This window comes from Nocardia sp. NPDC058519 (assembly GCF_042719755.1).
Taxonomy (GTDB): domain Bacteria; phylum Actinomycetota; class Actinomycetes; order Mycobacteriales; family Mycobacteriaceae; genus Nocardia.
This window is the reverse complement of record NZ_JBHXNK010000026.1, coordinates 89,810-108,351: the sequence shown is the minus strand read 5'-3', so window position 1 is coordinate 108,351 and position 18,542 is coordinate 89,810. Positions and strand designations below refer to the sequence as shown.

At 68.5% G+C, this 18,542-nt stretch carries 12 protein-coding genes and 1 tRNA gene; 7 read left to right on the top strand and 6 right to left on the bottom strand.

The genetic code is table 11. The features are described 5' to 3' along the window. Positions 1–87: 87 nt before the first annotated feature. The 4 genes from ACFWPK_RS25845 (at position 88) to ACFWPK_RS25830 (ending at position 5,604) form a co-directional block, all read left to right on the top strand. On the top strand, positions 88–1,488 hold the full coding sequence (locus ACFWPK_RS25845; protein WP_378919933.1) for an NAD(P)H-quinone dehydrogenase: 1,401 nt from the start codon (positions 88–90) through the stop codon (positions 1,486–1,488). 290 nt (positions 1,489–1,778) lie between these two features. Next, positions 1,779–2,819 carry a hypothetical protein gene (locus tag ACFWPK_RS25840; RefSeq protein ID WP_378919931.1) on the top strand — a complete coding sequence of 347 codons (1,041 nt, stop codon included), beginning with the start codon at positions 1,779–1,781 and terminating at the stop codon, positions 2,817–2,819. Positions 2,820–2,888: 69 nt separating this feature from the next. Then, positions 2,889–4,328, top strand: a complete 1,440-nt coding sequence (locus tag ACFWPK_RS25835; RefSeq protein WP_378919929.1) for a hypothetical protein — start codon at positions 2,889–2,891, stop codon at positions 4,326–4,328. 91 nt (positions 4,329–4,419) lie between these two features. After that, positions 4,420–5,604 carry a PLP-dependent aminotransferase family protein gene (locus ACFWPK_RS25830; protein ID WP_378919928.1) on the top strand — a complete coding sequence of 395 codons (1,185 nt, stop codon included), beginning with the start codon at positions 4,420–4,422 and terminating at the stop codon, positions 5,602–5,604. 136 nt (positions 5,605–5,740) lie between these two features. On the opposite strand, the gene glpK is transcribed toward ACFWPK_RS25830, so the two are convergent. Continuing rightward, entirely contained in the window at positions 5,741–7,237 is a 1,497-nt protein-coding gene (glpK, locus tag ACFWPK_RS25825; protein WP_378919926.1) for a glycerol kinase GlpK, read from the bottom strand. 201 nt (positions 7,238–7,438) lie between these two features. On the opposite strand from glpK, the gene glpD reads away from it, so the two are divergent. After that, the gene (gene glpD, locus ACFWPK_RS25820) at positions 7,439–9,223 is read left to right on the top strand and encodes a glycerol-3-phosphate dehydrogenase (protein ID WP_378919924.1); all 1,785 of its coding nucleotides are present in this window, start codon (positions 7,439–7,441) and stop codon (positions 9,221–9,223) included. A 3-nt stretch (positions 9,224–9,226) separates the two neighbouring features. On the opposite strand, the gene ACFWPK_RS25815 is transcribed toward glpD, so the two are convergent. From ACFWPK_RS25815 to ACFWPK_RS25805, 3 genes are all read right to left on the bottom strand, one after another. Beyond that, positions 9,227–9,607 (bottom strand): VOC family protein, encoded by a 381-nt coding sequence (locus ACFWPK_RS25815; protein WP_378919922.1) that lies wholly within the window; start codon positions 9,605–9,607, stop codon positions 9,227–9,229. Positions 9,608–9,705: 98 nt separating this feature from the next. Continuing rightward, the gene (locus ACFWPK_RS25810) at positions 9,706–10,479 is read right to left on the bottom strand and encodes an Fpg/Nei family DNA glycosylase (RefSeq protein ID WP_378919920.1); all 774 of its coding nucleotides are present in this window, start codon (positions 10,477–10,479) and stop codon (positions 9,706–9,708) included. Between the two features lie 4 nt (positions 10,480–10,483). Then, the gene (locus tag ACFWPK_RS25805; RefSeq protein WP_378919918.1) at positions 10,484–15,568 is read right to left on the bottom strand and encodes a DEAD/DEAH box helicase; all 5,085 of its coding nucleotides are present in this window, start codon (positions 15,566–15,568) and stop codon (positions 10,484–10,486) included. A 136-nt stretch (positions 15,569–15,704) separates the two neighbouring features. Between ACFWPK_RS25805 and ACFWPK_RS25800 the strand changes: the two genes are divergently transcribed. Beyond that, the gene (locus ACFWPK_RS25800) at positions 15,705–16,253 is read left to right on the top strand and encodes a histidine phosphatase family protein (protein ID WP_378919916.1); all 549 of its coding nucleotides are present in this window, start codon (positions 15,705–15,707) and stop codon (positions 16,251–16,253) included. A 66-nt stretch (positions 16,254–16,319) separates the two neighbouring features. Here the strand turns inward: ACFWPK_RS25800 and ACFWPK_RS25795 are convergent. Continuing rightward, a tRNA-Met gene (locus ACFWPK_RS25795) sits at positions 16,320–16,393 on the bottom strand. A gap of 53 nt (positions 16,394–16,446) precedes the next feature. Further along, positions 16,447–17,964 (bottom strand): aldehyde dehydrogenase family protein, encoded by a 1,518-nt coding sequence (locus tag ACFWPK_RS25790; RefSeq protein WP_378919914.1) that lies wholly within the window; start codon positions 17,962–17,964, stop codon positions 16,447–16,449. 118 nt (positions 17,965–18,082) lie between these two features. Here ACFWPK_RS25790 and ACFWPK_RS25785 point away from each other — a divergent pair, with 118 nt between their 5' ends. Further along, positions 18,083–18,535, top strand: a complete 453-nt coding sequence (locus ACFWPK_RS25785) for an Lrp/AsnC family transcriptional regulator (RefSeq protein WP_056818059.1) — start codon at positions 18,083–18,085, stop codon at positions 18,533–18,535. The last annotated feature ends 7 nt before the right edge of the window (positions 18,536–18,542 follow it).

The window sequence follows — 18,542 nt, the reverse complement described above, 5'->3', positions numbered from 1 at the left end:
TCGCACCTGAAATGATGGCCTCGACAGCAACGGGCGAGCCCTCACAAGGGGCCAGGTCCGATCAGGCGAGCACAAGGAGCGTGACTGGTGGCACGGATTGCGATCATCGGCGGTGGACCGGCCGGATACGAGGCGGCACTGGTAGCCGCCCAGCACGGGGCCACGGTGACCCTGATCGACGCCGACGGCATCGGTGGCGCCTGTGTGCTGTGGGATTGCGTGCCGTCGAAAACGTTCATCGCCTCGACCGGCCTGCGCACCGATCTGCGCCGCGCGCGCGATCTCGGCATCACCCTCGACGCCGACCAGGCCAAGGTGCATCTGCCCGAGGTGAACGCTCGCGTGAAGGCGCTCGCGCTGGCGCAGTCTTCCGATATCCGCACCAAGTTGCAGGCCGCGGGCGTGCAACTACTTCCGGGCTACGGCGAATTGGTCGGGCCAGCACCGGGTTTGGCGCATCGCGTGCGCGCGACGCTGACCGACGGCAGCACCGAGGAGTTCGAGGCCGAGGTCGTGTTGATCGCGACCGGCGCGAGCCCGCGGGTGCTCCCCGGCGCCGAGCCCGACGGTGAGCGGATCCTGAACTGGCGCCAGCTCTACGACCTGCCGGAGCTGCCGGAGACGCTGGTCGTCGTCGGATCCGGTGTCACCGGCGCCGAATTCGTGTCCGCGTACACCGAGATGGGTGTGCGGGTGAAGCTCGTGTCCAGCCGTGATCGCGTGCTGCCCGGCGAGGACGCCGACGCCGCCCTCGTGCTCGAGGAAGCCCTGGCCGAACGCGGCGTCGAGCTGGTCAAGCACGCCCGTGCCGATGCCGTGGAGCGCACCGCCGACGGCATCGTGGTGAAGCTGTCCGACGGCCGCACCGTCACCGGCTCGCACGCGCTGATGACCGTCGGCTCCACCCCGAACACCCAGAACCTTGGCCTCGACCGGGTCGGTATCGAACTCGATCGCGGCGGATACCTTCGCGTCGACCGGGTTTCGCGTACGTCGGTGCCCGGCATCTACGCCGCGGGCGACTGCACGGGTCTGCTGCCGCTGGCCTCGGTGGCCGCCATGCAGGGGCGGATCGCGATGTACCACGCGCTCGGCGAGGGTGTGAGCCCGATCAGGCTGAAGACGGTGGCCTCGGCGGTGTTCACCCGTCCGGAGATCGCGACCGTCGGTGTCAGTCAGACCGCCATCGACAACGGCGAGGTCCCGGCGCGGACAGTGATGCTGCCGCTCAACACCAATCCGCGCGCGAAGATGTCGGGGCTGCGGCGCGGCTTCGTCAAGATCTTCTGCCGCCCGGCGACCGGTGTGGTGATCGGTGGTGTGGTGGTCGCGCCGATCGCCTCGGAGCTGATCCTGCCGATCGCGCTGGCGGTGCAGAACAATCTGACCGTCACCGACCTGGCCCAGACGTTCTCGGTGTACCCCTCGCTCACCGGTTCGCTCACCGAAGCCGGACGTTTGCTGATGCGCCACGACGACCTCGACTGAGACCGTATCGCCAGAATGTGAAACGAATCACAAGAGGTTTCGGGTTTCGAATTGTGTTGTTCGCCAACGCTGCTCGTCGCTTCCCGGCAACCCGCACACCAGGTGTTTGCGCAGGCGGCGCCGGGTGAACTCGAAACCTGGTGCTGCGTTGCCTGTCCCGCGCTCATGTGGTTGACTCACCGCCGAGGCGTGATCAGATGTTGATCGCGTGGTGGAGCAGTGGGGGATTCCCTCCGGGAAAGGGATTACGAAAAGTGAAGCATCGTAAGCCGAGTCGGGCGCAGCGAGCGATGGCAAGCACGTCGTTGCCTCTGGCTGCCGCGGCAGCCGTGGCAACCCTTCTCGCGGCACCGGCAGGCGCGGTCCCCAGTGACCAGCCGACCACACCCGCGACTCCGGCTCCTGCGCAGCCGGGCCAGCCTTCGGGCGAAGTAGAAGCTCCGGAGACCCCGGAGAGCGCCAAGCCGGGCGAGACCAAGCCGACGCCGGCCCAGCCGGGCGTCACCAGCCCCGCGCCGGGTCAGCCGGAACAGGCCGTCCCCGCCAAGCCGACGCCGAGCCAGCCCGGTGTCACCAAGCCACGTACCGCGCCGCTGCCGGTACCGGGACAGGCGCAGCCCGCGGTCCAGCCGGAGCGCGCAGGCGCGACGCCCGATCAGCCGGGCACCGCCAAGCCCGAGACGGGCACCACGCCGAGCCAGCCGGGCGCCACGCCGGGTCAGCCGGGCACCACGCCGAGCCAGCCGGGCGCCACGCCTGGGCAGCAGCAGACGCAGCCCAGCGTGCCGTCCGGTCAGGGCAACGGGACCGGCACCCAGGCCGAGGTCGAGTCTCCGGACACCCTCATCCAGGAGCCGAAGGAACCGGCCTGGCAGGCACCGCGCCTGGCCAACGCGCCCGCCGCGCCCGTCGTCGAGATGGAAGGCCCGCGCCAGGAACTCGGCGTCACCATCGACGGTGCAGGCATCCTGGCCAACACCCACCACTACAACAACGCCTCGGGCTACGTCGGCACTGTCGGCTACCGGGCGCCGGGTGGCGGTTTCGGTGACGCCGGTGTGTCGGTCGAGTACATCGGCGCGAACTCGGTCAAGGTCACCACCTTCAACGGTGGCGACGGCCGCAGTGACAACACCACGGTGACCGTGCTCGACACCACGCAGGCCAACCTGGCCAAGGCCGCGGTGGAGAACTGGATCAAGGCGCAGCCGGGCGGCACCGCCGCGCTCGATGCGGCCGCGAAGGCTACACTGCCCGTGCCGGGCGAGCTGCTCCAGACGTTGAACGTCGCGGGTGTGAACACCCAGTGGGGTGGCTCGATCCAGTACTGACACGCAGTACGTCGTGTGGGGCGGTCGACTTCGACCGCCCCACACGTGTGTCCTGGGGAAAGGATTGACTTGGGCACCGAGGGCGACGACAACGAACGCGGCGATCAACGACCTGCTGCGGAATTCGGTCCTCCCGTAAGCGATTTCGGGCCGCCGGTCGACGACGCCGGTTTCGGTGGGCCTGTTCCCGCCGCGCCGCCGCCCGCGCCGTCCGGGGTTCCGGAGCGGGGTTGGCGACCGGCCGGTCCGCCCGCCGGTGCGCCTGCGCCCGGCCCGTTCGGTCCGCCCGCCGGTGCACCCGCGCCGGGTCCGTTCGGTGGCCCTGTCGCGGGTCAGCCGCCTGTCGCTCCGCCGCCCGGTGCCCCGTTTGCCGGCTCGGTGCCGCCGGGACCGCCCGCCGGTCAAGCGCCCCCTCGTCTACCTGATGGTCGCCGTTCCGCGCCGACCTCTGTTTTCGGTGACGCATTGGCGACGCCTCCGCGCAACGCGCCGTTCGGTGGTCCCACTACCGGTGGGGATGCGCCCGCCGGTCCCGGGTCGCGGGAAGCCGCACCGTTCGGTGGTCCCACTCCGGGCGGTCCGCCAACTGCCGACCCGACGGTGCGTTTCGGTGGCGAGCAGCCGCGCGGTGAGGGTTCTGTCTTCGGCGGCTCGGTCTTCGGTGATTCCGTGCCGGTGACTTCCGGTCGTGAGCTCACCGAGGTGATCCGGCGTGGTCGCCCCGGCCCCAAAGATCCTGCGCCGCAGGCACCCTCGCGCGATGCCGGGCCCCCGGAGCAGGTGCGCCCGCCCGAGGGCAGCCGCACCCCGCTGGTCCCCGACAAGCCGAGGCCCGCGGGCGACAAAGCGTGGTGGGACAACCCGGACGATGACGGCGCGATCCCGAAGCCGCCGTCCGAACCCGGCCTGTCGTGGGCCGACGATCCGATCGCGCGCCGTCTCGCGCCGAAGATGCCGACCACCCCGGCGCCGGTGGAGCGGGAACCCGATAACAAGCGCCTGCGCTGGATCATCGGCGGTGTGGCCGCGGCTGTCCTGCTCGTGGTGGCCCTTGTCCTGACGATCGGGCTGGTCAAGCGCGGCGGCGGTGCCGATCCCGGTGTCACGGCCGCGCCGGTTCCCTCGGTTGCCTCCGCTACCGAATGCCAGTCTGTCGCAGAACAATCCGTCACCGTCGGCAACGGACCGGGCGACACCACCACCGGCGCCAGGGCGATCCTCGGCTTCCAGTACGCCTTCTACACCGACCGGTCCGGGGCGAAGGTGCGCGAATTCGTGGCGCCCGACGCCGAGAACATCTCGCCCGCCGAGACGATCCAGCAGGCGATCGACGGGCAGATTCCCGCCGGTACCACCCACTGTGTGAAGATGCGCGAGACCGCCGTGGGCCGCTACGACGTGGAACTGCGCGAAATGCACCCCGATGGCTCGGCGGTGGTCTACAAGCAGGAAATCATCACCACCAACACCGACGGAAAGTGGCAGGTCAAGTCCATCACCGCTCGGTAGAGTCTCACTGCATGAGACGACAATTTCACATTCTGGCGGACGATATGCAATCGTAGGATGATTGCTTCTCTTGGCGTCCCCGGAGGTTCCCATGTCGCTGACCATTCCAGCATTGGCGGGCAAGCTCGCCGGCCTGCAGAGCTCGGCGATCAGGGATCTGCTCAAACTCACTGCCCGCGACGACATCATCAGCCTCGCGGGCGGCCTCCCCGACGCCGCCCTGATGCCGCGCGAACAGATCGCACTCGCCGCCGAGAACGCCCTGCGCGACCCCGCCGTGCTGCAGTACACCGAGTCGTCCGGTTGGCCTGCCCTGCGTGAGGTGATCGCCGCCCGAGAATCCGCCAAGATCGGCCGCACGGTGCCCGTCGCCGAAGTCTTCATCACCCACGGCTCGCAGCAGGCGCTCTCGCTCCTGGCCGAGGTCCTCCTCGATCCCGGTGCCCTCGTGATCGTGGAAGACCCCGCGTATGTCGGTGCGCTGCAGGTCTTCCGAGCCGCGGGCGCCCGAATCGTCGCCGTCCCGCTCGACAGCGATGGCATGCGCCTCGACATCCTCGAAGACCTCCTCGCGGCAGGTGAACGCCCCGCCGTCGTCCACACCGTCTCCACCTTCCACAACCCCGGCGGCGTCACCCTCACCCCCGAACGCCGCCAACGCCTCGCGAAACTGGCTGAGGCCCACGGCTTCTGGATCATCGAAGACGACCCCTACGGCGAACTCTGGTTCGACAACCCCGCCCCCGCGCCCGTGGCCACGCACTCCGCCCAGGTGATCCGCCTCTCCAGCGTCTCCAAAATCCTGTCCCCCTCCCTCCGTGTCGGCTGGATGATCGCCCCCGAAAGAGTCTGCCGCGCAGTGGAACTCCTCAAACAAGGCGCCGACCTCTGCGGATCGGCCCTGACCCAGCAGATCACCACCGACCTGCTCACCGACACCAATTGGCTAGCCACCCACATCAATTCGATCCGCACCACCTACGGCACCAGAGCCCGCGCCCTGGTCTCCGCCGTCCGCACCACCTTCGGCGACCGCATCCGCTGCACAGACCCCACCGGCGGCATGTTCATCTGGGCCGAATTCACCGACAACACCAACACCTCCACCCTCCTCCCCACCGCCCTGGAATCCGGCGTCGCCTACGTCCCAGGCGCCGCCTTCGCCATCACCAACACCACCCCCAACACCCTCCGCCTCTGCTTCACCACCTCCGACGAAGCCACCCTGACCGAAGCGGTCGACCGCCTGTCGAAGGCCGCACAGGCTACGAGCTGAGCGGGAAGGACCTTCGTCGCGGTTCGCTCGTCATAGCGGTCGGCTCCGACGCAGATCCGCGCGGGAGAACGCCTGGGCGGCCGCTTCGAGCAGCGTTTCCTCGAGCGCTGTTGCCGAGGCAGCTTGCGCGGTCGGTTCACACCCAGTTGTAGGTGCGTTCGACGGCCTTGTTCCAGTCCGCGTAGCGCTGGGTGCGTTCCTCTTCGGGCATCGAGGGGGTCCAGGTTCGGTCGGCGGACCAGTTGGCTCGTAGGTCGTCGAGGCCGGACCAGAAGCCGACTGCCAGACCGGCGGCGTAGGCGGCGCCGAGGGCGGTGGTTTCGCGGACTACCGGGCGGACGACGGGGACGTCGAGGATGTCGGCCTGGAATTGCATGAGGAGGTTGTTGCCGGTCATGCCGCCGTCGACTTTGAGGGTGGTGAGTTCGAGGTCCAGGTGTTGGGCGGCCGCGTCGGCGCGCATGGCGTCTACCACCTCGCGAGTTTGGAAGGCGGTGGATTCCAGTGCGGCTCTTGCCAAGTGGGCCTTGGTGACGAAGCGGGTGAGTCCGGCGATGACGCCGCGGGCATCAGGGCGCCAGCGGGGGGCGAACAGGCCGGAGAACGCGGGGACGAAGTGGGCGCCGCCGTTGTCTTCGACGCTGAGGGCCAGTGGTTCCACTTCCTCGGCGGAGGAGATGATGCCGAGGTTGTCGCGCAGCCACTGGACGAGGGAGCCGGTGACGGCGATCGAGCCTTCGAGGGCGTAGACGGCGGGTGCGTCGCCGAGTTGGTAGCAGGCGGTGGTGAGTAGGCCGTGCTTGCTGAACACCGGGGTGGTGCCGGTGTTGAGGAGCATGAAATTGCCGGTGCCATAGGTGTTCTTGGCCTCGCCGGGGCTCAGGCACGCTTGGCCGAATGTGGCAGCCTGCTGGTCGCCGAGGATCCCCGCGACCGGGATGCCTTCGAAAGGACCGGAGGTGATATCGGCGTAGACCTCCGACGAGCTGCGGATCTGCGGCAGCAACGACATCGGGATGTCGAAATCGGCACAGATCTGTGAATCCCATTGCAGGGTGCGGAGATCCATGAGCATGGTGCGTGAGGCGTTGGTGACGTCGGTGAGGTGTGCACCGGTCAGCTTCCACAGCACCCAGCTGTCCATGGTGCCGAAACACAGGTCGCCTGCTTCGGCGCGTTCCCTGACGCCGTCGACATTGTCGAGGATCCAGCGCAGTTTCGGACCGGCGAAATAGGTCGACAGCGGCAGCCCGGTGCGGTCCGCATAGCGTTGCGGCCCTTGATCACCGGCGAGTTCGGTACACAGCTGATCGGTGCGCGTGTCCTGCCAAACGATCGCGTTGTACACGGGCTCGCCGGTCGCCCGATCCCACACCACGGTGGTCTCGCGCTGATTGGTGATCCCGACGGCGGCTAGATCCCCGGCCGAGCACCGGCTGTTGCCCAGCGCCGCACCGAGTACCGACTCGGTATTGCGCCACACCTCCGCCGGATCGTGCTCCACCCAGCCGGGCTTCGGAAAGATCTGCCGATGCTCCTGCTGGGCGGTCCCGACGATCCGGCCCTGCCGATCGAAGATGATGCACCGACTCGAAGTCGTGCCCTGATCGATGGCAGCCACATAGCGACGCATTGATGCAGGTTACCGAAAGCGGAGCCCGGGGCCGCACGCTTTGTCGTCGGCGACGAATTTCGGACCCGCGCCCCGCCGCGCACGTCCCGAGCGCCGCGCGGGCGCTACGTTTAGCCTGTACGCAGCGGCGCCGCCGAACGCGGCGCCGGCCCCACTGTCGGCTGGGACCGGCCGGAATCGGTCGGCGGCGAGGAGTCGAGCATGTCGCAGACACCGGAGTTCCTGCACCCGGGTGAGTTGGTCGCGGGCGGGAAGCGGGACCGGCTCGGGCCCGGCGATCTGGGGCCCGAACATCGGCGGACCGCCTGGGAGCGTCTGGGCAAGGATCAGTTCGACGTCCTGGTTGTCGGCGGCGGCGTTGTCGGTGCGGGTATCGCGCTGGATGCTGCGACACGCGGGCTGTCGGTCGCGCTGGTCGAGGCTCGCGATCTCGCGTCTGGCACGTCGAGCCGCTCGTCGAAGATGTTCCACGGTGGCCTGCGCTATCTCGAACAGCTGGAATTCGGCCTGGTCAGGGAAGCTCTGAAGGAACGTGAGCTGGCACTGTCGACGCTGGCACCGCACCTGGTGAAGCCGCTGCGGTTCCTCTACCCGCTGACGCATCGCGTGTGGGAGCGGCCGTACGTAGCCGCGGGCCTGACCCTGTACGACACCATGGGCGGCGCGAAATCCGTTCCGGGACAGCACCATCTGACCCGTCACGGCGCGCTGCGTCTGGCACCCGGCCTGCGCCGCGATTCGATGATCGGCGGCGTCACCTACTACGACACCGTCGTCGACGACGCCCGCCACACCATGACGGTGGCCCGCACCGCCGCCCACTACGGCGCGGTTATCCGCACCTCCACGCAGGTCGTCGGGTTTCTGCGTGAGGCCGACCGGGTCGTCGGGGTGAAGCTGCGTGACACCGAGGACGGGCGCACCGGCGAGGCGCGCGCGAATGTGGTGATCAACGCGACGGGCGTGTGGACCGATGAGGTGCAGGGTCTGTCGCGACAGCGCGGCCGATTCCATGTGCGCGCGTCCAAGGGCGTGCACATCGTGGTGCCGCGCGACCGCATCGTCAGCGACGCCGCGATCATCCTGCGCACCACCAGCTCGGTGCTGTTCGTCATCCCGTGGGGCGCGCACTGGATCGTCGGCACCACCGACACCGACTGGAACCTCGACCTCGCCCACCCCGCGGCGACCAAGGCCGATATCGACTACCTGCTCGACCGGGTCAACGAGGTGCTGGTCACACCGCTCACCCACGCCGACATCGACGGGGTCTACGCGGGCCTGCGCCCGCTGCTGGCGGGGGAGAACGACGAGACGTCCAAGCTCTCGCGCGAACACGCCGTGGCACGCGTCGCGCCCGGTCTGGTGAGCATCGCGGGCGGCAAGTACACCACCTATCGGGTGATGGCGGCCGACGCGATGGATGAAGCAGCACAAGACATTCCGGCACGCGTCTCGCCCTCGATCACCGAGAAGGTCGCGCTGCTCGGTGCCGACGGCTACTTCGCGCTGGTCAACCAGACCGTGCAGCTCGCCGAACACTACGGCATCCACCCGTACCGGATGACGCACCTGCTCGACCGCTACGGCTCCCTCGTAGACGAGGTGCTCGCCATGGCCGCGGGCAAACCCGAACTGCTGCAACCGATTACCGACGCCCCGGCCTACCTGCAGGTCGAAGCGGTCTACGCGGCCGCCGCCGAGGGCGCGCTGCACCTCGACGATATCCTGGCCCGCCGCACCCGCATCTCGATCGAATACTCCGATCGCGGCGCGAACAGTGCCGAGCAGGTCGCCCACCTCATCGCACCCGTACTCGGTTGGGACGCAGACGATATCGACCGCGAGGTGTCCACGTACCAGGCGCGGGTGCGGGCCGAGATCGAATCGCAGACCCAACCCGACGACAAGTCGGCCGACGCACTGCGGGCCGCCGCTCCCGAGCCGCGCCCGCAACTGCTGGAGCCGGTGCCGCAGGACCGCTGATTCTCAGACCGGGTCGATGCGGGCCCTGAGCAGGCAGAACTCATTGCCTTCCGGGTCGGACAGGACATGCCACGATTCCTGGCCCGTCTGGCCGATATCGGCCGGGCGCGCACCGAGCTTCAGCAGGCGTTCGAGCTCGGCGTCCTGATCACGGTCGGTGGGGTTGACGTCGAGGTGCAGCCGGGATTTCCCGTGCTCGGGTTCTTCCCTGCTGCTGAGGATGATCGTCGCCTGCGGACCGCCGAACCCCTCACGCGGGCCGATCTCCACGGTGCCGTCGTCCTCGCGATCGAGGACGACGAAGTCCAGGACCTCACACCAGAATTGGGCAAGTGCCTCGGGGTCGCGGCAACCGAGCACGAGCTCACTGATCCGACATGCCATCACGAAACCTGCTCTCTAACTGGGGAGATGCCCTGGCTATTAGCAATGAAAACAATCCCGGGATCGTATCGGACACGGTGATGCGCGGCGAGGTGTTTTCAGGGAAGTGGCTGACAGCGAGGACAGAAGTAGATACCGCGTTCGCGCTGGGTGATGCGGTCGGCGGGGTCGTCCTCGCCGAGGAGTTGGGAGGCGATGGCGGTGCCGCAGCGGGGGCAGGGGCGCCGGGTTCGGCTGTAGACCATGGGGCGCCATGGCGGCTGGTGCGCGGCCTTGCCGAGGACGCGGTGGGCTTCGTCGACGAGCGCGGGGAGATCGGGAATCTCGCCGACGGGGGTGGTGGGGTGGACTCGGCGGAGGAAGCAGATCTCGCTGCGGTAGATATTGCCGATGCCTGCCAGATTGCGCTGGTCGAGCAGGGCGAGACCGATGGCGCGGCGTGGGTATTCGGTGAGCCTGCGCAGGGCCTCGGCCGGGTCCCAATTCGGGCCGAGCAGGTCGGGGCCGAGGTGGTCTATGACGGTGTGTTCGTCGGCGCGTGGCAGGACCTGAACCTTGCCGAGCGAGAATCCGACGGCCTCGACCTCGTCGTTGCCGAGGACGAGTCGGGCGGTGACCCGGGGTTTGGTCCAGCGCTGGCCGCAATGGAACACCCGCCACTCGCCCTCCATCTTCAGGTGGGTGTGGATGCTCCAGCGGTCGGTGCGGATGAACAGGTGCTTGCCGTAGCTGGCGACCTCTTCCACGAGATCGCCGACCAGATCCACCGTGGCGTACCGGGGGACCCGGAAGTCGCTGCGGGTCAAGGTCTTACCGGCCAGGGCCGCGCGTAGGCGCTGCGCGGTGCGGAAGACGGTGTCGCCCTCGGGCATGCGGCTACACCTGCCTGCGCAGCCGCAGACCGCTCGGGGTCATCGAGAAACCGGCTTCGATCAGGACTTCGACGAAAAGGTTGCCGTGCACGGTTTCCCCATTGATCTTGTCGATCACCAAGCTGTCGACCCTGCGGTCGCGCACCAGCCCCGCCAGCGCCATGGCTGCCGCACGGCGCAGGCCGATGTCCTCGGTGAAGCTGAGCAGCGTCTTGCCGCCGCGCTCCGAGTAGAGCACCAGTTCGCCACCGACCAGAACTACCACGGCACCCGCCTTGCGGCCCGGTCGATGACCGCCTTCGGCGTCACCCTTCGGCCACGGCAGGGCGGCGCCGTAGGGGTTGGCGGGGTCGCACGCCGCGAGGGCGAGCGCGATGCCTGCTCTGGTGTTGTCACGGTCGGTGTCGAACGAACGAAGGCGATCGACGGTGTCGGTGGTGGAGAACTGGGCGCCGCCGAGCGTGTCGACGAAATAGCCGCGCCTGCATCGGCCGCGATCCTCGAACTCGGTGAGCACCCGGTACATCAGCTGGAAACCGCCGGATATCCCTTCGTTCTGCACCGAGCCGCGAGTCAGCACGCCGTAGCGTTCGACGAGCTGATCGGCGGTGGCGTGGGCGCGAACGGTGTTGTCCCGCACGCGTTCGGGCAGGATCGACCAGCGGCCGGCCAGCATCGGCGGGCCGGATCGGGTCGGCATCGACGGTCGTGGCAGGTACGCGCGGCCGCGTGGAGCGCGGCGCGGGGCGCGGTGCGCGGTGGTGGCGCGGGCGGTGCCGGACAGCAGGGCGCGCACCGGGGCGAAGGTGTCACCGGAGACGTATCCAGCCCAGACCAGCTGCCACAGTGCGTCACCGGCGGCCTTGTCGTCGAGCAGACCCGCGGTATCGGAGAGCTGGCGGAAGAAATAGGCGCCGCCGCCGGTCAATGTGAGTGGCAATCGTGCGGTGCCACCGGAATCGGCGGGCACATCATGTTCTGGACCATGCCGTTGACCATTGCCGCGGGTTGGCTGCGCGCGCTCGGCGGCGTCGAGGTCGACGATCTTATCGGCGGACGTGCTTCTGCGAGCAGCCTTCGGGCGGGTGCGGGGTGACTCCGAGGCGACTGGAGGATGCGGGTCGGTTCGCATGGTGCCGGGTGGGGGCCATGGCTCCAGGTTCGCGCCGAGAGCGGCCAGTAGCCCGAGCTGGATGTCGGTGGGGTCGATCTCGTCGGCTGGGGGCAGGGTGAACGGTGCCTGATCGGCCAGGTGCAGGGCGATCCAGCCGTCGCGGGCGGTGATGGCGCCGTGACCCGACCACACCACCTCGCCGGTCGCCATCAGCTCGTCCAGCATGGCGGGGGAGTAGTCGCGGACTCGCGTCGGCAGGATCAGCGACTCCCATGCCGAGGCCGGAATCGGCACACCCGCAAGCTGTTCCACCACCGTGGCGACCCCGTCGACGCCGCGCAGCTCGCCGGAACCGACGTGTTGCCAGGCGGGCAGGAAGCGTGCGAAGGCCGCGGTGGAGACCGGCTCGACCTCGTGCCGGGCGGCAGCGAGCGAACGGCGGCGCAATCGACGCAGAACCTGGGCATCGCACCACTCGCCGCCAGCCGTACCGGGAGTGAATTCGCCCTCGACGACGCGCTTTTCGGCGAGCAAACGATGCAGCGATGTCGCGGCGACCGCGGTCCCCAAACCGAAGCGGTCGGCGACCGCCGCGGTGGTGAACGGCGCGTGGGTGCGGGCATAGCGCCCGACGAGGTCGCCGAGCGGATCGGGCACCGGTTCGATGAACGCGGCGGGCACGCCGATCGGCAGCGGAACCCCGAGCGCGTCGCGCAGACGAGCGGCGTCCTCCACCGCCACCCACCAGGTACGTCCCGCGAACGAAACCTCCAGCGCCCGCCGCGAATCCCGCAGTTCCGCGAACCAAGCCGGTGCATCGGAGTCGATGAGCAGGTCGTGGCTGCCACGATCGGCCTGTGCTCCGCCTTCCGAAGGACCGTCGTCCGAGCGGGTTCCGTTGTCTGGGTGCAAGGCAATGCTGTCGGGGGGTGCGGCGTCATCCCGGGGGAAACCAGCCGGCCCGGCTCCGACGGCTCCTGCGCCGGGTCTTGGGGCGAGTTCGCCGGACTTCGAGCCTCGCTCGTGTGTGCGAAATTCGTCCGGTGCTCGACTTTCCATCGCCTCGTCGTGGCGAGCGGCGGATGGGGTGCCGGGGCGGGGGACGCAGCGGGCCGCGGCTTCGGCGGGCGTGAGTGGACCGAGCAGGCGTAGGAGGTCGGCCAGGCCTTCGGCGTCGCGGGCTAGACGTTCGGGGGTGAGGCGTTGGAGTTCTTGTTCGGTCAGAGCGATGACGGCGGGGTCGAGGAGTTCGCGGAGTTCGACGCGGCCGAGGAGTTCGGCGAGCAGGCTGGAGTCGAGGGCCAGTGCGGCGGCCCGGCGTTCGGCCAGTGGGCTGTCGCCGTCGTAGAGGAATTGGCCGATGTAGGAGAACAGCAGGGCACCCGCGAACGGCGACGGGCTCGCGGTTTCGACTTCGATCAGGCGGATCTCGCGGCGCGCGACCTTGGTGAGCAGGTCGCGCAGGGCGGGCAGGTCGTATACGTCGCGCAAGCATTCGCGAACGGTTTCCAGCAGGATCGGGAATTGCGGGAATTTGCGTGCCACGTCCAGCAATTGGGCCGAGCGCTGCCGCTGCTGCCACAGCGGTGCGCGCTTGCCGGGATCACGGCGCGGCAGCAGGAGTGCCCTGGCGGCGCATTCGCGGAAGCGGGACGCGAAAAGGGCGGAGCCGCCGACCTGTTCGGTGACGATGTCGTCGATCTCGTCGGGCTCGAAGGCGAACAGTTCGGCGCCGGGCGGCTGATCGGTGGTGTCGGGCAGGCGCACCACGATGCCGTCGTCGGAGGCGGTCGGGGCGGCGTCGATGCCGAACTGTTCTTGGAGGCGCGCGCCCACCGCCAGCGCCCACGGGGCGTGGACCGGGGTGCCATAGGGCGAGTGCAGGACCAGACGCCAATCACCGAGCTCATCGCGGAAACGTTCGACTACCAGCGTGCGGTCGGTCGGCAATTGACCTGTCGCACTGCGTTGTTCCTCGAGCAGACTCACCAGATTCGCTGTCGCGTTCTGGTCGAGCCCAGCGGTGCGCACCAGATGCTCGAGCCGCTCCGCGGGCTTACTCCGCGCGGCAGACGAGGGCTCGTCGCGCAGACCCATGTCCGCGACGATCCGCGTCAGCTCATCGGCCGGCACCTTCCCCGCCGTCCGAACGAATTCGCCCAGCGCGGCGCCCAATTCGGCCGGGCGGCCCAACCCGTCGCCATGCCAGAACGGCAACCTGCCCGGCAGCCCGAACGCAGGCGAGACCAACACCCGATCGAAGGTGATCTCCTCGATCCGCCAGCTGGTCGCACCGAGCGCGAACACATCACCCACGCGTGATTCGTAGACCATCTCCTCATCGAGTTCACCGACCCGAGAAGCTTTCTCACCCACCATGAACACCGCGAACATTCCACGGTCGGGAATCGCGCCGCCGGAGGTCACCGCCAGCCGTTGCGCGCCGGGACGGCCGGTGATGGTGCCCGCATCGCGGTCCCACACCACGCGCGGGCGCAGTTCGGCGAACTCGTCGGACGGATAGCGCCCGGCCAGCAGGTCGAGCACCGATTCGTAGGCCGAGCGGGGCAGGTTGGCATAGCTGCCGGTGGAGCGGACGATATCGAACCAAACGTCGACGTCGATCGGTTCGAGCGCGCAGGCCGCCACCGTCTGCTGGGCGAGGATGTCGAGCGGGTGCGCGGGGATCTGGAGCTGCTCGATCTCACCCGCGAGCATGCGCTGGGCGGCGACGGTGCAGTGGATCACGTCGGTGCGGTGCTTGGGAAACAGCACGCCCCGCGAGATCTCACCGACCTGGTGCCCGGCGCGGCCGACTCGCTGCAAGCCACTGGCCACCGACGGCGGCGCCTCCACCTGCACCACCAGGTCCACCGCGCCCATATCGATGCCGAGTTCGAGACTGCTGGTGGCCACCACGCAGCGCAGGCGGCCGGTCTTGAGATCGTCCTCGATGATGGCGCGCTGTTCCTTGCTGACCGACCCGTGATGCGCGCGCGCCAGCAGATGGTCGGCCCCGTGGATCACCTCGGTGGACGGTCCGAGCTGGGCGGGTGGCTTGTGCTCGGTCTCCACCGGCTCGCCGAGGCGGGCGGAGTAGGTCTCGTTGAGTCGCGCTGTCAGCCGCTCGGAGAGCCGCCGCGAGTTGGCGAACACGATCGAGGACCGATGCTCGAGCACGAGATCGACGATGGCCTCGTCGACATGCGGCCAGATGGACCCCGGCTGATCGGAGTCGCCCCCGGGATCGGTCATATCGGCCACCGGCACCCGCACCGACAGGTCGAAGGTCTTCGGCGCGGGCGGCCGCACGATGGTGATCGGCGCGTTCCCGACCAGGAACCGCCCGACCTCTTCGGGCGGGCGCACCGTCGCCGACAACCCGATCCGTTGCGCGGGCTTGTCGGTGAGCTGGTCCAGCCGGGCCAGCGACAGCGCCAGGTGCGCACCGCGCTTGGACCCGGCGATGGCGTGCACTTCGTCGACGATCACTGTGTTGACCTGGGCAAGCGTCTCGCGCGCAGCCGAGGTCAGCAGCAAGAAGAGCGACTCGGGAGTGGTGATGAGAATGTCGGGCGGCGTGCGCAACATCGCCCGCCGCTGGGCGGGCGGAGTGTCACCGGAGCGCACACCCACCGAGATATCCGGCGGGTCGAGGCCCAACCGCTTCGCCGTCTGCGTCACGCCGACCAGCGGCGCTCGCAGATTGCGCTCCACATCCACCGCCAGTGCCTTCAACGGCGACACGTAGAGCACCGACGTGCCCCGGCGTGCTCCCGCTTCGGGTGGGTCTCGGTGAGCCAGTTGGTCGATAGCCCACAGGAAAGACGACAAGGTCTTACCCGACCCCGTCGGTGCGATCACCAGCGTGTTGTCCCCGGCGGCGATCGCGTCCCACGCGCCGAGCTGGGCCGACGTCGCACCGGGGAAGGCGCCGTCGAACCACTGTGCCGTTGCGGGGGAGAACCGATCCATAGCACCAAGTGTGCACCGACCCTCCGACAACTTCGCCGGCATCATGCACCCCGACCTGCGTGAACATGCTGATGACCGGGGCGGCGCGAAGCCCGGGTTGTGGCGTGGATCGCACTCGTCGCTACCCTCGACTCTCGTGCAAACGGTGCTGAGAGTCGACCTTGTCGGCCATGGCCTTACCGAGGCGGTACGTAAGGCGCGTTTTCCTGTCGATGAACCCCTGGACGAGTCGGGGCGGGCCGCTGTGCGTGCCTGTGTGCCGCTCGATGCGGCGCTGGTGCGGACAGGACCGGAGCGGCGGGCTCGCGAGACGGCGGAGGAATTGGGCCTCGTCGGCGAACAGGACGTGCGATTACGGGATCTCGATGCCGGGTCGTGGCGGGGCAGTGAGATGGGCAAGATCGCTCAGGATCAGCTGTTCGCCTGGCTCACCGATCCCGAATTCCGTGGGCACGGTGGGGAATCGGTCAGCGATCTGGTCGATCGGGTGCGGTTCTGGCTGGCCGAGATCGCGTCGTCGGGGCGCGACACCGTAGCGGTGACGCATCCGGCGGTGGTGCGGGCGGCGCTGCTCGTGGTGCTCGACGCACCGGCGAAGTCGTTCTGGCGCATGGATATTCCGCCCGCGAGCGTCACCCGGCTGCACTATCGGGGGAACTGGACCCTGCGGCTCGGCAACGGATAACGAAAGAAGGCCCCGGAGATAACGAAAGAAGGCCCCGGAGTCGAAACTCCGGGGCCTTCTTCGTAGTAGCGGGAACAGGATTTGAACCTGCGACCTCTGGGTTATGAGCCCAGCGAGCTACCGAGCTGCTCCATCCCGCGTTGCAAATACCACTTTACACGGGGTGGGTCGGAAGGCGAAATCGTATGGCTGATCAGCCGAAATGGATCCCCTGCGCGAGCGGGAGTTCGGTGGAGTAGTTGACGGTGTTGGTGGCCCGGCGCATGTAGGCCTTCCACGAGTCCGAGCCCGACTCCCGGCCGCCGCCGGTGTTCTTCTCCCCGCCGAACGCCCCGCCGATCTCCGCACCCGATGTCCCGATATTGACATTGGCGATGCCGCAGTCGGAGCCCGCCAGGAACTGTTCGGCCTCGCGCTGGTCGAGCGTGAAGATCGAGGAGGAAAGTCCTTGTGTCACACCATTGTTCAGTGCGATGGCCTCGTCGAGTTCGTCGTAGGTCAGCACGTACAGGATCGGTGCGAAGGTCTCCTCGCGCACGAGTTCGGTCTGCGCGGGCATACGGACGAGGGCGGGCCGTACATAGTAGGCGTCGGGTCCGAGCGTCTCGACTCGCTCACCGCCACAGATGATGTCGCCACCTTCGGCCACCGCGCCGACCAGTGCTTGCTGCATCGCCGCGAAGGCGCGCTCGTTGATCAGCGGACCGACCAGCACCCCGTCGTCGAGCGGATTGCCAACGGGCAGTTGGCTGTACGCCGCGGCGAGCCGGTCGACCAGCTGGTCGGCGATCGAACGATGCACGATCAGCCGCCGCAGACTCGTACACCGCTGCCCCGCGGTCCCCGCCGCCGAGAAGACGATGCCGCGCACCGCCAGCTCCAGATCGGCGCTCGACGCCACGATCGCGGCATTGTTGCCACCCAGCTCGAGCAGGCACCGCCCGAACCGCCCGGCCACCCGCGGGGCAACGGCGGCGCCCATCCGCACCGAACCGGTCGCGCTCACCAGGGCGACCCGGTGATCGTCGACCAGGGCGGAGCCGACGGCGGCATCACCCTGAATCAGTTGGTGCACTTCGGGATCCGCTCCCACGTCGACCGCCGCACGACGCAGCAGCGTGTGACACGCCAACGCCGTCAACGGCGTGGTCTCCGACGGCTTCCACACCACCGTGTCGCCGCACACCAGCGCGATCGCGGTATTCCAAGCCCACACCGCGACAGGGAAATTGAACGCCGAGATCACGCCGACGACACCGAGCGGATGCCACGTCTCCATGAGCCGGTGGCCGGGGCGCTCGGAAGGCATGGTGGCGCCGTAGAGCTGGCGCGACAGCCCGATCGCGAACTCGCAGACGTCGATCATCTCCTGCACTTCGCCCAGCGCCTCGGGGCCGATCTTGCCCGCTTCCAGGGTCACCAGCTCGGCCAGCTCGTCCTGATGGGTCACCAGCAACTGGGACAGCCTGCGCACCAGCGCCGCTCGCACGGGTGCGGGGACGGTGCGCCACGCCTGGAACGCGGTGGCGGCGCGGCCGATCGCGGCATCGACGTCGGCGGGAGTGTCGGTGGTCAGTGGCAGCAGGACGCCGCCGGAGATCGGCGTGCGCGCGAGCAGCGGGCCGGGTTCGGGCACAGTGGCGCCGAGGCCGTGCAGGAGCGCCCTGGCTCGCAGTGAGAGCTGCTCGGAGAAGTTCACGGTCTGCGTCATCGGTACTCTGCTCACCTTCTGCTGTTTGGTACGACTCACGGAAAAGTTCGGGAGAATTCGGTGGGGAACGGAAAGAAGTTTTCCCCGCGCGAGCCCCACGCTGCGTTAGCCTTCGCTGATGGCGGATACACCGGCTCGACCCCAGCTCGATGACATCGATCGACTATTGATCAAAGAACTGATGGCAGACGGTCGCGCCACATTGTCGAATCTTGCGGAGAAGGCCAGCCTTTCGGTCTCCGCGGTGCAATCGCGGGTGCGCAGGCTCGAAGCGCGCGGGGTGATCCGCGGGTACGCGGCGCAGGTGGACCCCGAAGCGCTCGGGCACTTGTTGTCGGCGTTCGTCGCCATCACTCCTCTCGATCCGTCCCAGCCCGATGACGCGCCCGCCCTGTTGCAGCACATCCCCGGCATCGAGGGTTGTCACTCGGTGGCGGGCGAGGAGAGCTACGTCCTGCTGGTGCGGGTGGCCTCGCCCCGGCATCTGGAACATCTGCTGCAGGAGATCAGGGCCACGGCCAACGTGCACACCCGCAGCACGATCATCCTGCAGACATTCTATGACAGGTAGTGATCTT

What these genes read in the sequence shown, in the direction of transcription:
- ACFWPK_RS25840 (WP_378919931.1), top strand. Translation starts at nt 1,779, where the DNA reads ATGGCAAGCACGTCGTTGCCTCTGGCTGCCGCGGCAGCCGTGGCAACC.
- ACFWPK_RS25830 (WP_378919928.1), top strand. Translation starts at nt 4,420, where the DNA reads ATGTCGCTGACCATTCCAGCATTGGCGGGCAAGCTCGCCGGCCTGCAG.
- glpK (WP_378919926.1), bottom strand. Translation starts at nt 7,237, where the DNA reads ATGCGTCGCTATGTGGCTGCCATCGATCAGGGCACGACTTCGAGTCGG.
- glpD (WP_378919924.1), top strand. Translation starts at nt 7,439, where the DNA reads ATGTCGCAGACACCGGAGTTCCTGCACCCGGGTGAGTTGGTCGCGGGC.
- ACFWPK_RS25815 (WP_378919922.1), bottom strand. Translation starts at nt 9,607, where the DNA reads ATGGCATGTCGGATCAGTGAGCTCGTGCTCGGTTGCCGCGACCCCGAG.
- ACFWPK_RS25810 (WP_378919920.1), bottom strand. Translation starts at nt 10,479, where the DNA reads ATGCCCGAGGGCGACACCGTCTTCCGCACCGCGCAGCGCCTACGCGCG.
- ACFWPK_RS25805 (WP_378919918.1), bottom strand. Translation starts at nt 15,568, where the DNA reads ATGGATCGGTTCTCCCCCGCAACGGCACAGTGGTTCGACGGCGCCTTC.
- ACFWPK_RS25790 (WP_378919914.1), bottom strand. Translation starts at nt 17,964, where the DNA reads ATGACGCAGACCGTGAACTTCTCCGAGCAGCTCTCACTGCGAGCCAGG.
- ACFWPK_RS25785 (WP_056818059.1), top strand. Translation starts at nt 18,083, where the DNA reads ATGGCGGATACACCGGCTCGACCCCAGCTCGATGACATCGATCGACTA.